The sequence below is a fragment of the Pseudomonas sp. GV071 genome (assembly GCF_003050835.1).
In the GTDB taxonomy this organism is placed as follows: Bacteria; Pseudomonadota; Gammaproteobacteria; order Pseudomonadales; family Pseudomonadaceae; genus Aquipseudomonas.
On the sequence record NZ_QAOJ01000009.1, the window covers coordinates 242,613 to 260,262 of the forward strand.

The 17,650-nt window shown below is 62.3% G+C and carries 14 protein-coding genes; 10 read left to right on the plus strand and 4 right to left on the minus strand.

Annotation, left to right across the window (positions count from 1 at the left end; genetic code table 11):
* Window positions 1-306 precede the first annotated feature (306 nt).
* Window positions 307-657 carry an antibiotic biosynthesis monooxygenase family protein gene (locus tag C8K61_RS18660; protein ID WP_108097780.1) on the plus strand — a complete coding sequence of 117 codons (351 nt, stop codon included), beginning with the start codon at window positions 307-309 and terminating at the stop codon, window positions 655-657.
* On the opposite strand, the gene C8K61_RS18665 is transcribed toward C8K61_RS18660, so the two are convergent.
* The gene (locus C8K61_RS18665; RefSeq protein ID WP_108097781.1) at window positions 636-1,583 is read right to left on the minus strand and encodes a LysR family transcriptional regulator; all 948 of its coding nucleotides are present in this window, start codon (window positions 1,581-1,583) and stop codon (window positions 636-638) included. The two genes, C8K61_RS18660 and C8K61_RS18665, sit on opposite strands and share 22 nt — an antisense overlap.
* Before the next feature lie 367 nt (window positions 1,584-1,950).
* On the opposite strand from C8K61_RS18665, the gene C8K61_RS18670 reads away from it, so the two are divergent.
* The 6 genes from C8K61_RS18670 to epsC all read left to right on the plus strand — a co-directional run bounded on the left by C8K61_RS18670 (window position 1,951) and on the right by epsC (window position 10,676).
* Window positions 1,951-4,377: a TonB-dependent receptor gene (locus C8K61_RS18670; protein ID WP_108097782.1), complete on the plus strand. Its 2,427-nt coding sequence runs from the start codon at window positions 1,951-1,953 to the stop codon at window positions 4,375-4,377.
* Between the two features lie 42 nt (window positions 4,378-4,419).
* Window positions 4,420-5,328: a TauD/TfdA family dioxygenase gene (locus C8K61_RS18675; RefSeq protein ID WP_108097783.1), complete on the plus strand. Its 909-nt coding sequence runs from the start codon at window positions 4,420-4,422 to the stop codon at window positions 5,326-5,328.
* Between the two features lie 65 nt (window positions 5,329-5,393).
* Window positions 5,394-6,287, plus strand: a complete 894-nt coding sequence (locus tag C8K61_RS18680; protein WP_108097784.1) for a TauD/TfdA family dioxygenase — start codon at window positions 5,394-5,396, stop codon at window positions 6,285-6,287.
* Window positions 6,288-7,202: 915 nt separating this feature from the next.
* Window positions 7,203-8,597 carry an aspartate aminotransferase family protein gene (locus tag C8K61_RS18685; RefSeq protein ID WP_108097785.1) on the plus strand — a complete coding sequence of 465 codons (1,395 nt, stop codon included), beginning with the start codon at window positions 7,203-7,205 and terminating at the stop codon, window positions 8,595-8,597.
* Window positions 8,594-9,580, plus strand: coding sequence for a TauD/TfdA family dioxygenase (locus tag C8K61_RS18690; protein WP_108097786.1), 987 nt, complete (start codon window positions 8,594-8,596; stop codon window positions 9,578-9,580). The genes C8K61_RS18685 and C8K61_RS18690 overlap by 4 nt, the downstream gene beginning before the upstream one ends.
* Before the next feature lie 124 nt (window positions 9,581-9,704).
* Window positions 9,705-10,676 carry a serine O-acetyltransferase EpsC gene (gene epsC / locus C8K61_RS18695; protein WP_108097787.1) on the plus strand — a complete coding sequence of 324 codons (972 nt, stop codon included), beginning with the start codon at window positions 9,705-9,707 and terminating at the stop codon, window positions 10,674-10,676.
* Between the two features lie 152 nt (window positions 10,677-10,828).
* Here the strand turns inward: epsC and mapR are convergent, their stop codons facing one another.
* Window positions 10,829-12,238, minus strand: a complete 1,410-nt coding sequence (gene mapR / locus C8K61_RS18700; RefSeq protein ID WP_108097819.1) for a GntR family transcriptional regulator MpaR — start codon at window positions 12,236-12,238, stop codon at window positions 10,829-10,831.
* 162 nt (window positions 12,239-12,400) lie between these two features.
* A complete protein-coding gene (gene ccoG / locus C8K61_RS18705) occupies window positions 12,401-13,816 on the minus strand; it encodes a cytochrome c oxidase accessory protein CcoG (protein ID WP_108097788.1) in 1,416 nt (471 codons plus the stop codon).
* Window positions 13,817-14,110: 294 nt separating this feature from the next.
* Here ccoG and C8K61_RS18710 point away from each other — a divergent pair, with 294 nt between their 5' ends.
* The 3 genes from C8K61_RS18710 (at window position 14,111) to C8K61_RS18720 (ending at window position 16,907) form a co-directional block, all read left to right on the plus strand.
* Window positions 14,111-15,778, plus strand: a complete 1,668-nt coding sequence (locus C8K61_RS18710; RefSeq protein ID WP_108097789.1) for a nitrite/sulfite reductase — start codon at window positions 14,111-14,113, stop codon at window positions 15,776-15,778.
* Window positions 15,775-16,206 carry a DUF934 domain-containing protein gene (locus C8K61_RS18715; protein WP_108097790.1) on the plus strand — a complete coding sequence of 144 codons (432 nt, stop codon included), beginning with the start codon at window positions 15,775-15,777 and terminating at the stop codon, window positions 16,204-16,206. The genes C8K61_RS18710 and C8K61_RS18715 overlap by 4 nt, the downstream gene beginning before the upstream one ends.
* A gap of 212 nt (window positions 16,207-16,418) precedes the next feature.
* Entirely contained in the window at window positions 16,419-16,907 is a 489-nt protein-coding gene (locus C8K61_RS18720; RefSeq protein ID WP_108097791.1) for a DUF4174 domain-containing protein, read from the plus strand.
* A 14-nt stretch (window positions 16,908-16,921) separates the two neighbouring features.
* Here the strand turns inward: C8K61_RS18720 and C8K61_RS18725 are convergent, their stop codons facing one another.
* Entirely contained in the window at window positions 16,922-17,362 is a 441-nt protein-coding gene (locus tag C8K61_RS18725; RefSeq protein WP_108097792.1) for a YqaA family protein, read from the minus strand.
* Window positions 17,363-17,650: the final 288 nt, after the last annotated feature.

Genomic DNA, 17,650 nt, shown 5'->3' on the forward strand with positions numbered 1-17,650 from the left:
GGCATCACGACGATTGCCGCGCAGCTTGCGCACGGGAACGCCGTTTGGCCAGCGCCGTCGGTGCGTTTGTGCAGGATTAGGCAAGCATAAGACAGGATCAGGTAAACCGGACAATCAGCGCGCCCACGCCCGCTGTAACCGGTCCGGCGGCTTCAGCGATTTTTTGCAGGATTAGGCAAAAGGAAAGCAGGAAACGGATAACCCGCCTGCGCGCCGCTGGGTAATCTGGCAACCGTGGTAATCGGCCCATGCCACCCGGCTAGCTGCGCCACCTTTTTCGTTTCTGACTTTCAAGGAGAACGACTCATGTCTGAGCAAGTCAGCACCCTGGTCTTTATCAAAGCCAGCGAAGGTCCACGCGCCAGCACCGAGCTGGAAGTCCGTTTGCAGCAACTCGTCAGCCAATCCCTGGGTGAGCCCGGTTGCCTGGCCTATTCACTGCAGCGCTCGTTGACCGACCAACACCTGTGGTTGCTGCAGGGCACCTGGCAGTCAAGCGACGCGTTGAATGCCTACCTGTGCCAACCGCCGTTGCAACTGTTGGGCGGGCTGCTGGGCGAACGCCTGGTGGTGGAGATGGACCTGCACACCTTCAGCGGCGCGGTCGGGCAGAGCGCTGCCATCACCAGCAGTCCTCACGCACAGGCATTTGCCTGATAGGCCAGGCTCTCCTGGCCCAACTCGCTGTCCACCTCGACGATCATCGCGATCATCGCCCGCGCTGCTGCCGATAGGCGATAACCGGCACGGCTGACAATCCCGCAACGGGCTTGCAGGCTCTCGTCGATGTTGGTGGGCAGGTTACGGAAGTACAACCGCACCAGTTCGCCACGCTGCAGTTCCTGGCCGAAAAATTCTTCGGTGGCAATGCCGATGGCATCGGTGTTGCGCACGATGTCCACCAGGGCCGGCAGGTGTTCACAGGTAACTGATGGATTGAAGTCGGTGCGCCCGCTGAGGTTCGCCAGGTATTTGCGTGCTCGCGCCGGAATCTTCGGCGTAGCCACCGGGTAGTCGAAGAGGTCGTTGGTGGACAGGCTGTCTTTGTCCAGCAACGGGTGCCCCGGGCGGCAGAAGTAGATGCCGCGACGCGGGGTGATGGCCTGGGTGTGGAAGTTGGGGTCGGCCTCGAACTGGGTGATATCGGCAATAAAGAACTCGATCTCATCGCGCGACAGGCTGCGCCCGAGCTTTTCCCAGTTATCCACCTCGAAACTCAGGCTGATCCGCGGGTGCTGTTTAACGAATTGCGCCACCGCACTGGGCACCAGGCGTGCGGCTGGGGCAGGGCCGCAACCAAAGCGCAGGTCGCCGGCATCCAGCTTGGTCATCTGATCGATTTCACTGCTCAGGTTGGCCGCGCCCTGCACCAGGCGCAAGGCATGCTGCAGCACCACCTGGCCCTCGGGGGTGGGGCGCAGATCCTTGTTGCCACGGTCCACCAGGGCGCAGCCAAATTCCTGTTCCAGGCCTTGAATACTGCGGCTGAACGCAGGCTGGGTAATGCCGATGGCATCCGCCGCGCGCACGAAACTGCGGTGTTCCAACAGGGCGATGAAGTAGCGCAGTTGTCGAAGGTCCATATGCTTTCCTGGCATCGAAAAAATAAGTCGAAGGCATTTGCTGCTGTATGGGTGAGGGTTTTAAATGCAGGCTCTTATTCCGTCAACACAGCATGTTTGTATTTGTTAGAACGTAAACGAATATGGATATGGCGCCGCGTAGATAGGGGAGCCACATGAGCCGACAACCCAGCAACAAGCATCAACGCCAAGCGCACCAGCGCATGTGTTGCCACGCCTGATAAATAGGCAGACGTAAGCAGCCACGCTGACGTCCTCGCCCGCTAATACCAGACCGTTATTTTCGAGCACCGCGATTGCGTGGTGGGGGATCGTTTTGCCCGCGAATTGAGCCGCGTGGCCAAACGAGCACACAAGGATTTGCACGATGCGTTCGACCATCAACCCGTTTACTCCGCGTTTGGCGCGGCCGTTGGATCTTCGCCGATTGGCCACCCCGGAATATGCCCTGACCCTGATTCTGGCCCTGAGCAGCGCCGGCCAATGGAACAGCGCCTGGGCGGCAGAAGAAACTGCAGCCGACAGCGTGACCAGCCAGGATGCCAGCCAGAAAGACAGCGAAGCGGCCAAGGCCAACGCCGATACCCAACTGCAGAAAGTCACCGTCACCGCCCGGCGCCGCGCCGAAGATGCCCAGGACGTGCCGACGCCTATCACCACCCTCAGCAGCAACACCCTGGAAACCCAGCGCATCTACAAAGTGCAGGACCTGCAGCAGGTGCTGCCCAGCGTCAACGTTGCCTTTATTCATGCCCGCCAATCCAGCGTGGCGGTGCGCGGCATCGGCAACAACCCGGCCAGCGACGGCCTCGAAGGCAGCGCGGGCATCTACCTCGACAACGTCTACCTAGGTCGTCCCGGCATGGCCGTATTCGACATGCTCGACATCGAGCAGATCGAGCTGCTGCGTGGCCCGCAAGGCACGCTGTTCGGCAAGAACACCACCGCTGGCGTGCTCAATATCAGCACCAAGAAACCCACCTTCAGCCCGGAGCGCACGGTGGAAGTGTCGGGCGGTGAAAACGGCTACTTCCAGGGCAAGGGCACGGTCTCCGGCGCCTTGACCGAAACCCTGGCCGGGCGCCTGTCGGCGTACCGCACCCGCGATGACGGCTACACCAAGAACATCTACAACGGCGATGACCTCAACGGCGGCGAGCGCCAAGGCGTGCGCGGCCAGTTGCTGTTCCAGCCCAACGACGATTTCAACCTGCGCTGGATCAACGACTACAACGAAGAAGACTCCACCCAGGGCACCATGGTGGTCTACGGCCAATCGGACCAGTACCGCCAACGGGCCGCGCTGGTAGGTGCTTCGCCGGTCAATGATCCGGACCGCAATGAAGTGAACATCAACGGCCGGCAGAACGTCAGCGTGCACCAGGGCGGCAGCTCGGTGGAGGCCAATTGGAACCTCAATGGCGGCTTCACCCTGACCTCGGTCAGCGCCTACCGCTATTGGCACTTCACCCCGGCCAACGATGAAACCCTGAACGTCTCGGCGATCAACAACACCGGCGTAGAAGTGCATGACCGCCAGTTCTCCCAGGAATTTCGCCTGGCATCGCCCACCGGCGGCTTCTTCGACTATGTGGTCGGCGCCTACGTGTTCAACTCCAACCTGGGCAACAAGACCTTCACCGACTACGGTCCGGAGGCCGACCGCTTTATCCTGCCGGCCGCGCAGAACAGCTTCAACTCGCTGGACGGCGTGTCGACCAAAGCCAACGGCAAAGTGGTGACCGACAGCTACGCGCTGTTTGGGCAGGGCACCTTCCACCTCACCGACCGCCTGGACTTCACCGCCGGCCTGCGTGGCACCTATGAAGAGAAACAAGCCAAGGTCGAGCGTTTCGCCCCCGAAGGCGGCGAAACCCCAATTGGCCCGGGCGCGACTATTCGCCAGCGGCAGTTGGGTGCCTATGACAGTGGCGACCTGAGCCTGCACAACGCATCGCCATCCGGCCTGTTGAGCCTGAGCTACAAATTCAGCGATGACGTATTGGGCTATGCCAGCTTGTCCCACGGCGAGAAATCCGGCGGGGTCAACCTGGCGGTGGCCAGTGCGCCCACCGCCGGCGCCGACTCGCTGCTGGTCGGCCCGGAGCGCGCCAATGATGCCGAACTGGGCTTCAAGAGCACGTTGCTGGACCGTCGTTTACAGCTCAATGCCAACGTCTTCTGGACCGGCATTCACGGCTACCAAGCCACCACCCTGTACCAGCCAGCGGGCAGTACCACCCTGGTGCAAGTGCTGGCCAACGCCGGCAGCGTGCGCAGCCGTGGCGTCGAGTTCGAAGCCACCGCCCTGGTTACCCGTGGCCTGACCGTCAACGTCAACGGCTCCTACAACGACGTTACCTACCTGTCGTTTGAAGACGCTCCGTGCCCCGGCGAGGTGGCCACCGCACCCGGTGCACCCGCGACCTGCGACCTGACTGGCGAACGCGTAGTCGGCGCGTCGAAATGGATCGGCAACCTCAACAGCGAATACAAGTGGCAACTGGGTAACGGCTTCGAGCCCTACGTGAATGCCAGCTACTCATACCGCTCTGAAGCCGAAGGCACGCTGGACAACTCCGACCTCTCGAAAATCGACGGCTACGGCCTGGTCAACCTCTCCACCGGGGTGCGCGCCGATGTTGGCGACGGCCAGTTGGACGCCTCGCTGTGGCTGAAAAACGCCACCGACAAAGAGTACTACCTGAGCGCTTTTGCCTACATCAACGGCGCTTACACCGCGTCGGTGGGTCAGCCGCGTACTGCCGGCGTGACCCTGCGTTACGACTTCTAACCCCGAGCCTGACCTGACCCGAGCTAACAAGAGGAAACCACCATGAGCAATGCAGCACTCGCCACACCGTTGAGCCACGCCGTGCAACTGGACATCCGCCGTGTCGCCGGCCGTATCGGTGCCGAAATCCGCGGGGTGAAACTCTCCGCTGACCTCGATGCCGACACCGTGGCCGCCATCCAGCAGGCCCTGCTGGAACACAAAGTGATCTTCTTCCGCGGCCAGACTCACCTGGATGACGTCAGCCAGGAAGCCTTCGCCAAACTGCTCGGCGAACCGGTCGCGCACCCGACCGTGCCCGTGGTCGATGGCACCCACTACCTGCTGGAACTGGACTCGGCCAAAGGCGCGCGCGCCAGCTCCTGGCACACCGACGTGACCTTCGTCGACGCCTACCCGAAAGCGTCGATCCTGCGTTCGGTGGTGGTGCCTGAATACGGTGGCGACACCACCTGGGCCAACACCGCCACCGCCTACGAGCATCTGCCCAGCGAGTTGAAAGAGCTGGCCGACAAGCTGGTAGCCGTGCACAGCAACGAATACGACTACGCCGCGATCAAGCCCAACGCCCAGATCGAAGCCGCCGAGCACTACCGCAAGGTATTCACTTCCACCGTGTACGAAACCGAGCACCCGGTGGTACGCGTGCACCCGGTGAGTGGCGAGCGCAGCCTGCTGCTCGGGCACTTCGTCAAACGCATCAAAGGCTATGGCGCAGCCGACTCGGCGCACCTGTTCAACCTGCTGCAGAGCCATGTGATCCGCCTGGAAAACACCGTGCGCTGGACCTGGCAGGTGGGCGACGTGGCGATCTGGGACAACCGCTCGACTCAGCACTACGCCGTCGACGACTACGGTACGCAGTCGCGCATCGTGCGCCGCGTAACCCTGCACGGCGAAGTGCCGTACGGCGTCAACGGCCAGCGCAGCCAGACCATCAAGAAAGCCTGACCCCACGTGTGAAACCTGAGTAGCCCGCCGCCAACGGCGGGCCCCCTGATCTGGAGATTTTCTGTATGAGCCAAGCTGCCACCGCGCTGCGCCAAGAACCCCCGGCCTTTGCCATCGTGCCGCTGCACGACGCGGCCCTCGGTGCCGAAGTGCACGGCCTCGATGCCCGCCATCCACTGCGCCCCGAGCAGGTGCTGGAACTGAAACAGGCGCTGCGCGACCACCACATTCTGATCTTCAAAAACCAGCAACTGGACGACCGCCAGTACCTCGACTTCACCAGTTACTTTGGCTCGGTATTTCAGCCGCACCCGGACTTTCCCGTGCTGTCTTCCGGCGCTGACGGCAAGGCACCCACCATCGTCCGGGTGGCCAACACCGAAGGCGGTGAGCTGGGCAACTTCGCCTTGCCGGCCCATAGCGACCACCAGTGGACGCCAACGCCGTCGGCCGGCTCGTTGCTTTACGCCCTGCAAGTGCCGAGCAGAGGCGGAGAGACCAGCTGGACCAACCTGGCGTTGGCCTATGAAACCCTGCCCGAGGCCACCAAGGCTGAAATCGAGGGGCTGCGCCTGATCAACTACAACCCGTTCGTGCGGATTAAAAACGGTGGTTATGGCGGGACGTTCATTACCTACCGCACCCCGGATATCGAGCCGATTCAGGGCACCGAACACCCGTTGGTGCGCACCCATCCTGAAAGTGGCAAACGTTTGCTGTTTCTCAGTGTGCACACGGAGGTGGAGATTCCCGGGGTTGATCCGGAAAAGGGTAAGGAACTGATAGGACGGCTGCGTGAGCACCTGCAGAATCCGAAGCTGTATTACACCCATACGTGGCAGGTGGGGGACATTGTTTACTGGGATAACCAGGCGACCCTGCATGCGCGTAATGCGTTTGATCCGAAGGAAACCCGTAATCTCAAGCGGATCAGTTTGGCGGGGAGTCGGCCGTTCTGATGCCTTGAGACTGAAGCCTCTCCCTCGGGAACGAAAATCCATGCGGGAGAGGTTTCAGCTTCGAGTTTTTGATGTGGACGTTCTTCTATACCGCGTGGGCTGGGCGATCTGTTTCGCGCCTTACGCGCGAGTTTCTTTTTTCAGTCGATAAAAAAGAAACCAAAAAATCTTGCCCCCACCTCGGCCTTGCGCTGCGCTCCAGGTCCCCTCACTCCGTCGTTGCTCCGGGGGCCGGCAAAACAGGCCATCCTTGGCCTGTCTTTGCCTCTCGCGGCTCCCGGCCGCTCGACCCCCTCCACAACGACTCCGTTCGGCCTTCGCCCAAGGGGCGGGTAGATCAACAGCCAAGCAAAATCAAAAGCCAGAGCAATCGAGGCTGTTGATCTGGCTGTTGATCTGGCTGTTGATCTGGCTGTTGATCTTGATCTACCCGCCCCTTGGGCGAAGGCCGAGCAGAATCGCCGTGTAAGGGGTTGAGCGGCAGGGACGCCGCGAAAGGAACGATGGGCCAGGGACGGCCCGTCGTGACGGCCCCTGAAACGGCGATGGCGCGAGGGGACCCGCAGCGCAGCGGAGGGCCGAGGTGGGGGCGAGCGTTTTTTGCTTACTTTTTGCCGCGACTGGCAAAAAGTGAGTCGCGCGTAAGGCGCGAAACAAAACACCCAGCGCACGCGGAAAAGAAGAACAACACCGCTCGCCCGAAGACCGCTTGGTGCGCGGAGCACACCCTACAAAAGCACCGCGCGTAAGGCGCGAAACAAAACGCCCAGCGCACGCGGTAACGAAACCAAGCCCGAAGCGCAAAGCAACCACCTCCTAAATCCGACTCAACCTCGCACGTTACCTCTGCAACGGATACCGATCGCGCCGGCGCGCTGTTGGTTGAGTCGCTGCCATTTACGGAGTATCACCCCCATGCAAGTCGCCACCGCCTCGCGTGCCATTGCCGCAGAAGAAGTGCTGTATCAGTTCGACGAGTCGCCTTTGCTCGAGCGCCAGAAACGCCAGGAGTCCAATGCCCGTAGCTACCCGCGGCGCATTCCGTTGGCGTTGAAGCGGGCCCGTGGCATTTATGTGGAAGACGTCGAGGGCCGCACGTTTATCGACTGCCTGGCCGGCGCCGGCACCCTGGCGTTGGGGCACAACCACCCGGTGGTGATCGATGCCATCCGCCAGGTGCTCAGTGACGAGCTGCCGTTGCATACCCTCGACCTCACCACGCCGGTCAAAGACCAGTTCGTGCAAGACCTGTTCGCGGTGCTGCCCGAGGCGTTGGCTCGCGAAGCGAAGATCCAGTTCTGCGGCCCCACCGGCACCGATGCGGTGGAAGCGGCGCTGAAGTTGGTACGCACGGCCACCGGGCGCAGCGGCATTCTGTCGTTCCAGGGTGGCTACCACGGCATGAGCCTGGGAGCGCTGAATCTGATGGGCAACCACGGGCCGAAAAAACCCTTGGGCGCGGTACTCGGCAATGGCGTGCAGTTCTTGCCGTACCCCTATGACTACCGCTGCCCGTTTGGCTTGGGTGGCGAGCAGGGTGTGCAGGTCAATCTCAACTATCTGGAAAACCTGCTCAACGACCCGGAAGGCGGTGTGCTGTTGCCGGCGGCGGTGATCGTTGAAGTGGTGCAGGGCGAGGGCGGTGTGATTCCGGCGGATATCGCCTGGCTGCAGGGGTTGCGACGGATCACCGATCAGGCCGGTGTCGCCCTGATCGTCGACGAAATCCAGAGCGGGTTTGCCCGCACCGGCAAGATGTTTGCCTTCGAGCACGCCGGCATCATTCCCGATGTGGTGGTGCTGTCCAAAGCTATTGGCGGCAGCTTGCCGCTGGCCGTGGTGGTGTATCGCGAGTGGCTGGATACCTGGGCACCGGGCGCCCACGCCGGCACCTTCCGTGGCAACCAGATGGCCATGGCCGCCGGTTCCGCCGTGCTGCGTTACCTGCGTGAACACGACATCGCTGGCCACGCCCTGGCCATGGGCGAGCGCCTGAGCAATCACCTGCGCACCTTGCAGCGCGACTACCCACAGATGGGCGATATCCGCGGCCGTGGTCTGATGCTCGGGGTGGAACTGGTCGACCCGCGTGGCGCTGCCGACAAGCTCGGCCATCCGCCAGTCTTTACTGCGCTGGCCTCGCGGGTGCAGGCCGAGTGCCTGAAACGTGGGTTGATTCTGGAACTCGGTGGCCGCCATGGCAGCGTGGTGCGTTTCCTGCCGCCGTTGATCATCAGCGCCGAGCAGGTGGATGAAGTGGCCAATCGTTTTTCCCGCGCCTTTGCCGCTGCTGTGGACGCGCTGGCATGAGCAGCGTCGCCAGCCCGCTGCCGCTGAGCATTCAGCCGCTGCTCAGTAGCGGCGGCAGCCTGCCGTTGCTGGTGCAGGCGCCGGAGGCGGGCGTCGATCTGCTGGAAGCGCTGGGGCAGATCCGGCCGTTGGTGGACAACCATCTGCTCAAGGCCGGCGGTATTCTGTTCCGCGGTTTTGCAGTGGGCGACGCCGAACGGTTTCGCGCTTTTGCCGGCGGCTTTGGCCACGGGCTGCTCAATTACGAGTTCGGTTCGACGCCGCGCAGCAACGTCACCCAGGGCGTCTACACCTCTACCGAATACCCGGCGCACCAACGCATTCCGCTGCACAACGAGCAGGCCTACACCCGCGAATGGCCGATGAAAATCTGGTTCTACAGTATGCTCGCTGCCGAGACCGGTGGCGAAACGCCGATTGCCGACAGCCGCGAGATCTTCCGCCGCATTGCCCCGCGCATTCATGAACGTTTCACCCGCCATGGCCTGATGTACGTGCGCAATTTTGGCAATGGTCTGGATGTGCCCTGGGAGCAGGTGTTCAACAGTGACGACCCGAAAGTGGTCGAAGCCTACTGCGCGCGCCAGGGCATCAGTTGCGAATGGAAAGACGACGGCGAGTTGCGCACCCGCCAGACCTGCCAGGCTGTGGCCCGTCATCCGCGCACCTTCGAAGACGTGTGGTTCAACCAGGCGCACCTGTTCCACATCTCTAACCTGGCCGCCGATATCCGCGAAAACCTGCTGGACATCGTCGACGAAGAAGACCTGCCCCGTAACGTGTATTACGGCGACGGCAGCCCGATCGAAGACAGCCTGCTGGACGAAGTGCGCGGCGTGCTCGACGAATGCGCCATCAGCTTTGCCTGGCACAGCGGCGACGTGCTGATGCTCGACAACATGCTCGCCGCCCACGCCCGCTCGACTTTTACCGGAAAACGTAAAGTGATCGTGGCGATGGCAGAAGGGCACGGTAGCTTTTGATGCACCACGTACTACGAAATTGTGCCTAGACGATTTGGTTCTTAACCTAAACGAATTAATTATTTAGGCCGCCCATCAGCCGCGCCGTAGAGTAGCCATCCCGCCTGATCTACCTGGGATTGCCATGACTAAACAGCTCAACGCCGGCCTCGACAAGCTGACTCCAACCCCCAGCGAGGCGGTCAGCCAGCCGGTGAATTGGCAATTGGAGCAGATCGTCAACGAACTGCACGCGGTGCGTGCCGAGTGGCGCAGCAGCAACGGCCGTTCCCGTGAGCTGGTGGGGCGCGAACTGCCGTCGCGTCAGGCCATGGCCAACATCCTCGACGGCCTGATCGGCGCGCTGTTTCCGATGCGCCTGGGGCCGAGCAACCTGCGTCAGGAAAGCGAAGATTTCTACGTCGGCCACACCCTCGACAACGCCCTTAATTGCCTGCTGAACCAGGTACGCCTGGAACTGGCCTACGCCGCTCGCCAACGGGGTGACGACCCGGCCGGTGAGGCCGCCGCCGTGGCCATCGTCCGCGACTTTGCCAGCGCCTTGCCGGGCATGCGTCGCCTGCTCGACACCGATGTGATTGCCGCCTACAACGGTGACCCAGCTGCCCGCAGCGTGGACGAGGTGCTGCTCTGCTACCCGGGCATTCTCGCGGTGATTCACCACCGCCTGGCCCACCACCTGTACCGCGCCGGCTTGCCCTTGCTGGCCCGCATCAGCGCTGAACTGGCGCACTCGGCCACCGGCATCGACATTCACCCTGGCGCACAGATCGGCCACAGTTTTTTCATCGACCATGGCACCGGTGTGGTGATCGGCGAGACCGCGATCATTGGCAACCACGTGCGCATCTACCAGGCCGTAACCCTGGGCGCCAAACGTTTCACCGCCGACGAAACCGGCCAACTGCACAAAGGCCAGCCGCGCCATCCGATCGTTGAAGATGACGTGGTGATTTATGCCGGGGCGACCATTCTCGGGCGCATCACCCTGGGCAAAGGTTCAACCATCGGCGGCAACGTGTGGCTGACCCGCAGTGTGCCGGCGGGGAGCAACGTCAGCCAGGCGACAGCGCAGAGCCAACCGGCTGGCGAGTAATTTGCGAAGTGATGCGGTCTTTGTGGGAGGGGCTTTAGCCGCGAGCTTTTTAGAGCAAAGGCATCGCGGCTGAAGCCCCTCCCACAACAGCCCGTTTGCCGCAGATGGAGAAACTCTCACGCCTTGCCGCGCTGGAACCTAAATCCAGCGCGTCAAAACGACACGGCAATCCTTCCCAGCATCTCCATCGCCCGCTCACTCGGCTCATCCCACGGGTGCCCATGGTTCAACCGGGCGCAGTTGCCGAAGCGCCGCGTCGCGGAGAAGATCGGCCCCGGGGCCAGGCTGATGCCTTGCGCCAACGCCAGTTGGAACAGTTGCAGCGAGTCCACCTGCTGGGGAAATTCAAACCACAGAAAGTAGCCGCCACTGGGCCGTGTCACCCGCGTTTGCGCCGGAAAGTGGCGGGCAGCGGAGGCAAGCATGGCGCTTTGTTGCATCTCCAGGGTGTGCCGCAGTTTGCGCAGGTGGCGGTCGTAGCCGCCGTGTTGCAGGTAGTCGGCAATCGCCGCTTGTGCCGGCACGGAAGGGGAAATGGTGGTCATCAGTTTCAGCCGGCTGATCTTTTCCGCGTAGCGCCCGCCGGCCACCCAGCCAACCCGGTAACCCGGCGCCAGGCTTTTTGAAAACGAGCCGCAGTGCATCACCAGGCCGTCACGGTCAAAGCTCTTCACTGGCTTCGGCGGCTGCGTGCCGTAGTACAGCTCGGCGTACACGTCGTCCTCAATCAGCGGCACCTGGTGCTGATGCAGCAGCTCGTACAGGGCGCGCTTTTTCTCATCGCTCATGCTCGCGCCCAAGGGGTTCTGCAGGCTGCTCATAAACCAGCAAGCTTTGATCGGCAGCTGCGCCAGGCTGTCGGCCAGGGTCTGCAGGTCGATGCCCTCGCGCGGGTGCACGGGAATCTCCACGGCCTTGAGTTTCAGGCGTTCGAGCACCTGCAAGGTGGCGTAGAACGCCGGCGCTTCGATGGCGACCAAGTCGCCCGGCTGGGTAACGGTTTGCAGGCACAGGTTCAGCGCTTCCATGGCGCCATTGCTGATCACCAGTTCTTCCAGCGGCAGCATCACGCCGCTGACCATATAACGCAGGGCGATCTGCCGGCGCAGGTCGGGGTTGCCGGCGGTCATGTCGGCGATCACCGCGTGCGGCGACAGGTTGCGCAGGCTCTGCGCCATGGAGCGGGCCAGGCGGGCGAGGGGGAACAGGTCGGGGCTGGGGAAGGCCGAACCGAAGGGCACGGTGTTGGGATCTTTCAACGAACCGAGTACGGAAAACACCAGTTCGCTGACATCTACGTCGGTGGTCTGCGCCTGGCGCGGGCTGATCTGCGCTTCCGGTAATGGCTGCTTGGCATGCTCGCGAACGAAGTAACCCGAACGCGCCCGCGCCTGGATCAGGCCGCGGTCTTCCAGCAGGTAATAGGCCTGGAACACGGTGGACGGGCTGACCCCATAGGTGCGACTGGCGTGGCGCACCGACGGCACTTTTTCGCCGGCAGCAAGCACCCCGGTGCGAATCAGTTCGGCAATTTCATCAGCGAATTTTTCGTAGCGTTTCATCTTGTCCGACATGACCGCGGGCGGGGGCGCCGGTACGTACTCTACGGAAAGCTGCGCAGTCATGCGATGGACCTCGGGGTAGATGATCAAGGGCATCGCGGCTAAAGCCCCTCCCACAGGGATCGTGGTCTCCTTGTGGGAGGGGCTTTAGCCGCGATGCTGTTAGCGATTTAGCGGCGCAACAAAAGTACTGAAACCCGTCACCCGATTCTCCTGCGTACCCACCTCATGCACCTCGAATCCAATCCGCTGCGAAGTACTGTTCAGGCGCGGCGCGGTCAGCACTACGCTCAACGGCACATCGGTAATTTCCCCCGGCGCCAGATTCACCAGGGTGTTGCCGCGCAGTTCAAACGGGCCGTCGTCATTCAGCGCCAGCTCATAGGTACGGCTCTGCTGGGTCTTGTTGATCACCTTGAAGCTGTAGATGTTCTCGATCTGCCCGGCGCTGTTTTCGCGGAACAGGCCACGGTCGCGTGTGATGTCCAGTGACAGCAGCGGCCGCGCATCCAGGGCCCAGACAAAGGCGCCGATCATCAACACCAGGGCAGCGGCATAACTCACCAGGCGTGGGCGCAGGAAGTGGGTTTTGCCACCGGCCAGCGCGCTTTCCGAGCGGTAGCCGACCAGGCCACGGGCATAGCCCATCTTGTCCATCACCGAGTCGCAGGCGTCGATGCAGGCGCCGCAGCTGATGCAGTCCAGCTGTAGGCCGTCGCGAATGTCGATGCCGGTCGGGCACACCTGAACACACATCGTGCAGTCGATGCAGTCGCCCAGGCCAACGCTCTGCGGCGCCACGTCTTTGCGCCGTGGGCCACGGTTCTCACCGCGGGCGGCGTCGTAGCTGACCAGCAGGGTGTCTTTGTCGAACATCACGCTTTGGAAGCGCGAATACGGGCACATGTGCAGACAGACTTTTTCCCGCAGCCAACCGGCGTTTATGTAAGTGGCGGCGGTGAACAGCAGCAGCCAGGTGGCGCTGCCGCTGTCAAGGCTGAAGCTCAGCAGCTCACTGGCCAGTTGGCGTACCGGCACGAAGTAGCCGATAAAGCCGATTGCGGTGACCAGGCTGACGCTCAGCCAAAGGCCGTGCTTGGCCGAGCGACGCAGCAGCTTGTTCAGCGACCAGGGCGCGGCATCCAGTTTGATCCGTTGGCCACGGTCGCCCTCGGTGACCTTTTCCACCCACATAAACACCCAGGTCCACACGCTTTGCGGGCAGGTGTAGCCGCACCACACGCGGCCGGCGAACACGGTGATGGCGAACAGGCCAAAGGCGGCGATGATCAGCAGCGCCGAGAGCAGAATGAAATCCTGCGGCCAGAACGTGGCGCCGAAAATATAGAAGCGCTGCCCGGACAGGTCCCAGAGCACCGCCTGGCGACCCTCCCAGTTCAGCCAGGCTGTACCGAAGAAAATCGCAAACAGAAGCCCTGCACCGTACAGCCGCAGGTTGCGGAACAGGCCGGTGAAGGCACGGGTATGAATCGGCCCGCCGGCTTGCGCAGGCGTCAGGCGAAGCGGGTGGCGCGGATCAATGGTGTCGATGATCTTCGCGGCAATACGGTCAGTCATGGCATGGCCCCATCAGGCTCTTTATCAGGCGGGGCCATGATCGCGGCGTAACTGATCCGATAACAGACTCAGGTTGTGCTCAAAAAAGCGGATCAGATGATGCGTTACGCTGGAGTTGCTCTTTGTGGGAGGGGCTTTAGCCGCGATGCACTTGTTTTTAAAAGCTCGCGGCTAAAGCCCCTCCCACAAGGGATTTTGGTTTTCTTCTGATCCGCTTTTTATTCACCGATCTGCCGCTGTTTTCCCCAGTCCGGACACCGGCATAGTTCCCCTCACTAACCGAGGGCCGCCTTGATGTATCAATACGATGATTACGACCACGCGCTGGTGCGCGAGCGGGTCGAGCAATTTCGCGATCAGGTGCAGCGCCGGCTGAGTGGCGAGTTGAGCGAAGAAGAGTTTCTGCCGCTGCGCCTGCAGAACGGCCTGTATATGCAAAAGCACGCCTACATGCTGCGGGTGGCGATTCCTTACGGCACGCTGAGCGCCGAGCAATTGCGCTGCCTGGCGAGCATTGCCCGCGACTACGACCGCGATTACGGCCACTTCACCACCCGGCAGAACATCCAGTTCAACTGGATTGAACTGGCACAGGTGCCGGACATTCTTGCGCGCCTGGCCGAGGTGCAGATGCACGCCATCCAGACCTCCGGTAATTGCGTGCGCAACATCACCACCGAAGCCTTCGCCGGGGTGGCCGCCGATGAGCTGCTGGATCCACGACCGCTGGCAGAAATCCTCCGGCAGTGGTCGACGGTCAACCCGGAATTCCTGTTCCTGCCGCGTAAATTCAAGATCGCCCTGTGCTCGGCAACCGAAGATCGCGCAGCGATTCAGATGCACGATATCGGCCTGTACCTGTACCGCGACGCCACCGGGCAGATGCTCCTGCGGGTCATGGTCGGCGGCGGTCTGGGGCGCACGCCGATCTTGTCCCAGCAGATTCGCGATGGTTTGCCGTGGCAGCACGTGCTGTCCTACGTCGAGGCCATTCTGCGGGTGTATAACCGCCATGGTCGGCGCGACAACAAGTACAAGGCGCGGATCAAGATTCTGGTCAAAGCCCTCGGCATCGAGGCCTTTGCTGCCGAAGTCGAACGCGAATGGCAGCACCTCAAAGACGGCCCGGCCGAGCTCACCGAGGGGGAGTACCAACGGGTCGCCAGCGCCTTCGTGCCGCCGGCCTATGAACGCTTGCCGGTGATCGACCTGGATTTCGGCAGCCACCTGGCACACAGCCCGGCGTTTGAGAAATGGGTGGAGCGCAACGTCAAAGCCCACAAGGTGCCGGGTTATGCCTCGGTGGTGCTGTCGACCAAACCCGGCGCAGCGTTGCCGCCAGGCGATGTTACGGCGGTGCAGATGGAGGCGGTGGCCGACTGGGCCGAGCGCTTTGGTTTTGCTGAAATCCGCATTGCCCATGAACAGAACATCGTCCTGCCAGACGTGCGCAAGCGCGACCTCTACGCGCTCTGGTCGGCCGCCTGCGAGCACGGCTTAGGCACCGCCAATATCGGTTTACTCAGCGACATCATTGCCTGCCCCGGCGGTGACTATTGTTCACTGGCCAACGCCAAATCGATCCCGATTGCCCAGGGCATTCAGGCGCATTTCGATGACCTCGATTACCTCCACGACATCGGCGAGCTGAGCCTGAACATCTCCGGCTGCATGAACGCCTGCGGCCACCACCACATCGGCAATATCGGCATCCTCGGCGTCGATAAAAACGGCAGCGAGTGGTACCAGATCACCCTCGGCGGTGCCCAGGGCCAGCAGGCCGCGTTGGGCAAAGTGATAGGCCCATCCTTCGCTGCCGAGCAGGTGCCGCAGGTGATCGAGCGCATCGTAAAAACCTTTACCGACTACCGGGAAAACCAGGAGCGCTTTGTCGACACGGTGCAGCGCATCGGTCTGGAGCCGTTCAAGGAGCGGGTGTATCGGGCGGAGGAGGTGGCATGAACAAACTGATTCGTTTGCGCGAGGGCCAGCCGGTTATCGAGTTCGACGACCCGGCGCTGCGCATCGTGCCGTTGGCGCAGTGGCAAGCCGGCGAGGGGCTGTTGCTGGGACCGGATGATGACGTCGAAAACCTGCAGCTGGCATTCAGCGACGTGGCAATGATCGCCATCGACTTCCCCAGCTTTCGTGATGGTCGCGGTTACAGCCAGGCGTACCTGTTGCGTCAGCGTTTGGGTTGGCAGGGTGAATTGCGTGCAGTGGGCGATGTGCTGCGCGACCAGCTCAGCCATATGCGCCAGTGCGGGTTCGACAGCTTTGCCGTGCGCGAAGACAAGTCGGTGGAAGATGCACTCAAAGGCTTGGCGGGGATGAGTGTGCTGTACGGGCGCTCGGCGATTGAGCCGCGGCCGCTGTTTCGGCGGCGTTGACCGCGGCCTCACCCCCAGCCCCTCTCCCGCGTGGCGGGAGAGGGAGCCTTGGCGATGTTCGCCGAGCAATCACCGGTCCAGTCCCTCGCCCCTTCGGAGAGAGGGTTAGGGTGAGGGGAAAGGCTGCACCGGCGTTTCTCTTTTCACCCACTAAGGAACCTTTGCCCCTGCGCAGCAATCTCTGACGGGATGGAATTTCAACGGAGGTGTGTATGTTTTTGCGCTCGTTCAGCCTGGCCTTGATGGTTGCCCTCAGCGGCCCGGTCCTGGCCGATGACAGTGACAGCCCGCTCAGCGCCGACCGTGGCCAGGCGCGCCCGGTGATCGTGATTGCCAACAGTGCGGCCGACCCGGCCCTGGTAAAACTGCTGGCGGCGCTGAAGGAGCCAGCCAACCAGGCAGCGTTCAAGGAGCGCAACATGGTGCTGTACACCGTGGTCAACACCATCGGTAAACGCGACGGCAAAGACCTCGACCCGCAAAGCACCATGGCCCTGATCCGCGCCCTTAAGCTGGGCGCCAGTGCCCAGGCCAAGGTGATTCTGGTGGGCAAGGACGGCGAGAAGAAACTCGAACACGCGGGGCCCATCGAGCCGCAGCAACTGTTCAGCGCGGTCGACCAGTTGCCGGCCAGCGAGAAAGAGCTGAGCAAGCCGGCGCCTGACCCGGCAGCACTGACGCCCGCGCCGCTGGACGATTGAATCTGCAGCTGCTCCTACGGGTTACTGCCAAGGTTCAACACAACCGCCGCCAACACCAGATAGCGGCCCGCCTTGGCGATGCTAACCAACAGCACAAACCGCCACAGCGGCTCGCGCATTACCCCGGCCACCAGGGTCAGTGGGTCGCCCACCACCGGTAGCCAACTCAGCAGCAGGGTCCAGCAGCCATACCGCTTGTACCACTGCTGCGCCCGCGCCATCTGTTCCGGGCTGGCGGGGAACCAGCGGCGCTGGCGAAAGCGCTCGACGCTGCGGCCCAGTACCCAGTTCAGCAGCGAACCCAGCACATTGCCGACCGTGGCCACCAGCACCAGCGCTGCGGGCGAGTATCCGCCAGTCAGCAGCAAACCGACCAACACCGCTTCCGATTGCAGCGGCAGCAGGGTGGCGGCGATGAAGGCGCTGGCGAACAGGCTGAGGTAGGCGGTGAGCATGGGGCCACGGGAAGGTGAAAGCGGGCGACTGTAGCGTAAATGGAGCAATTCTGGACCCCAGCCTGTGCTGGGGTGACGGCGGTTTGGGCAAACACTACCGTCGTCCCAGCGCAGGCTGGGACCCAGAAACGACCGCCGTGCGCGGGCGTTGGCCATTGATCAAAACCCTGAACTTTTGCTCTACCACGGGGCTCGGAACTGTACGCCCCCTGTTTTGCGCAGGGACAACGAATCCAAACGAGCCGCCACCCGATCCATCGGGCGGCGGCTGTTTGCAGTGATGGAGCC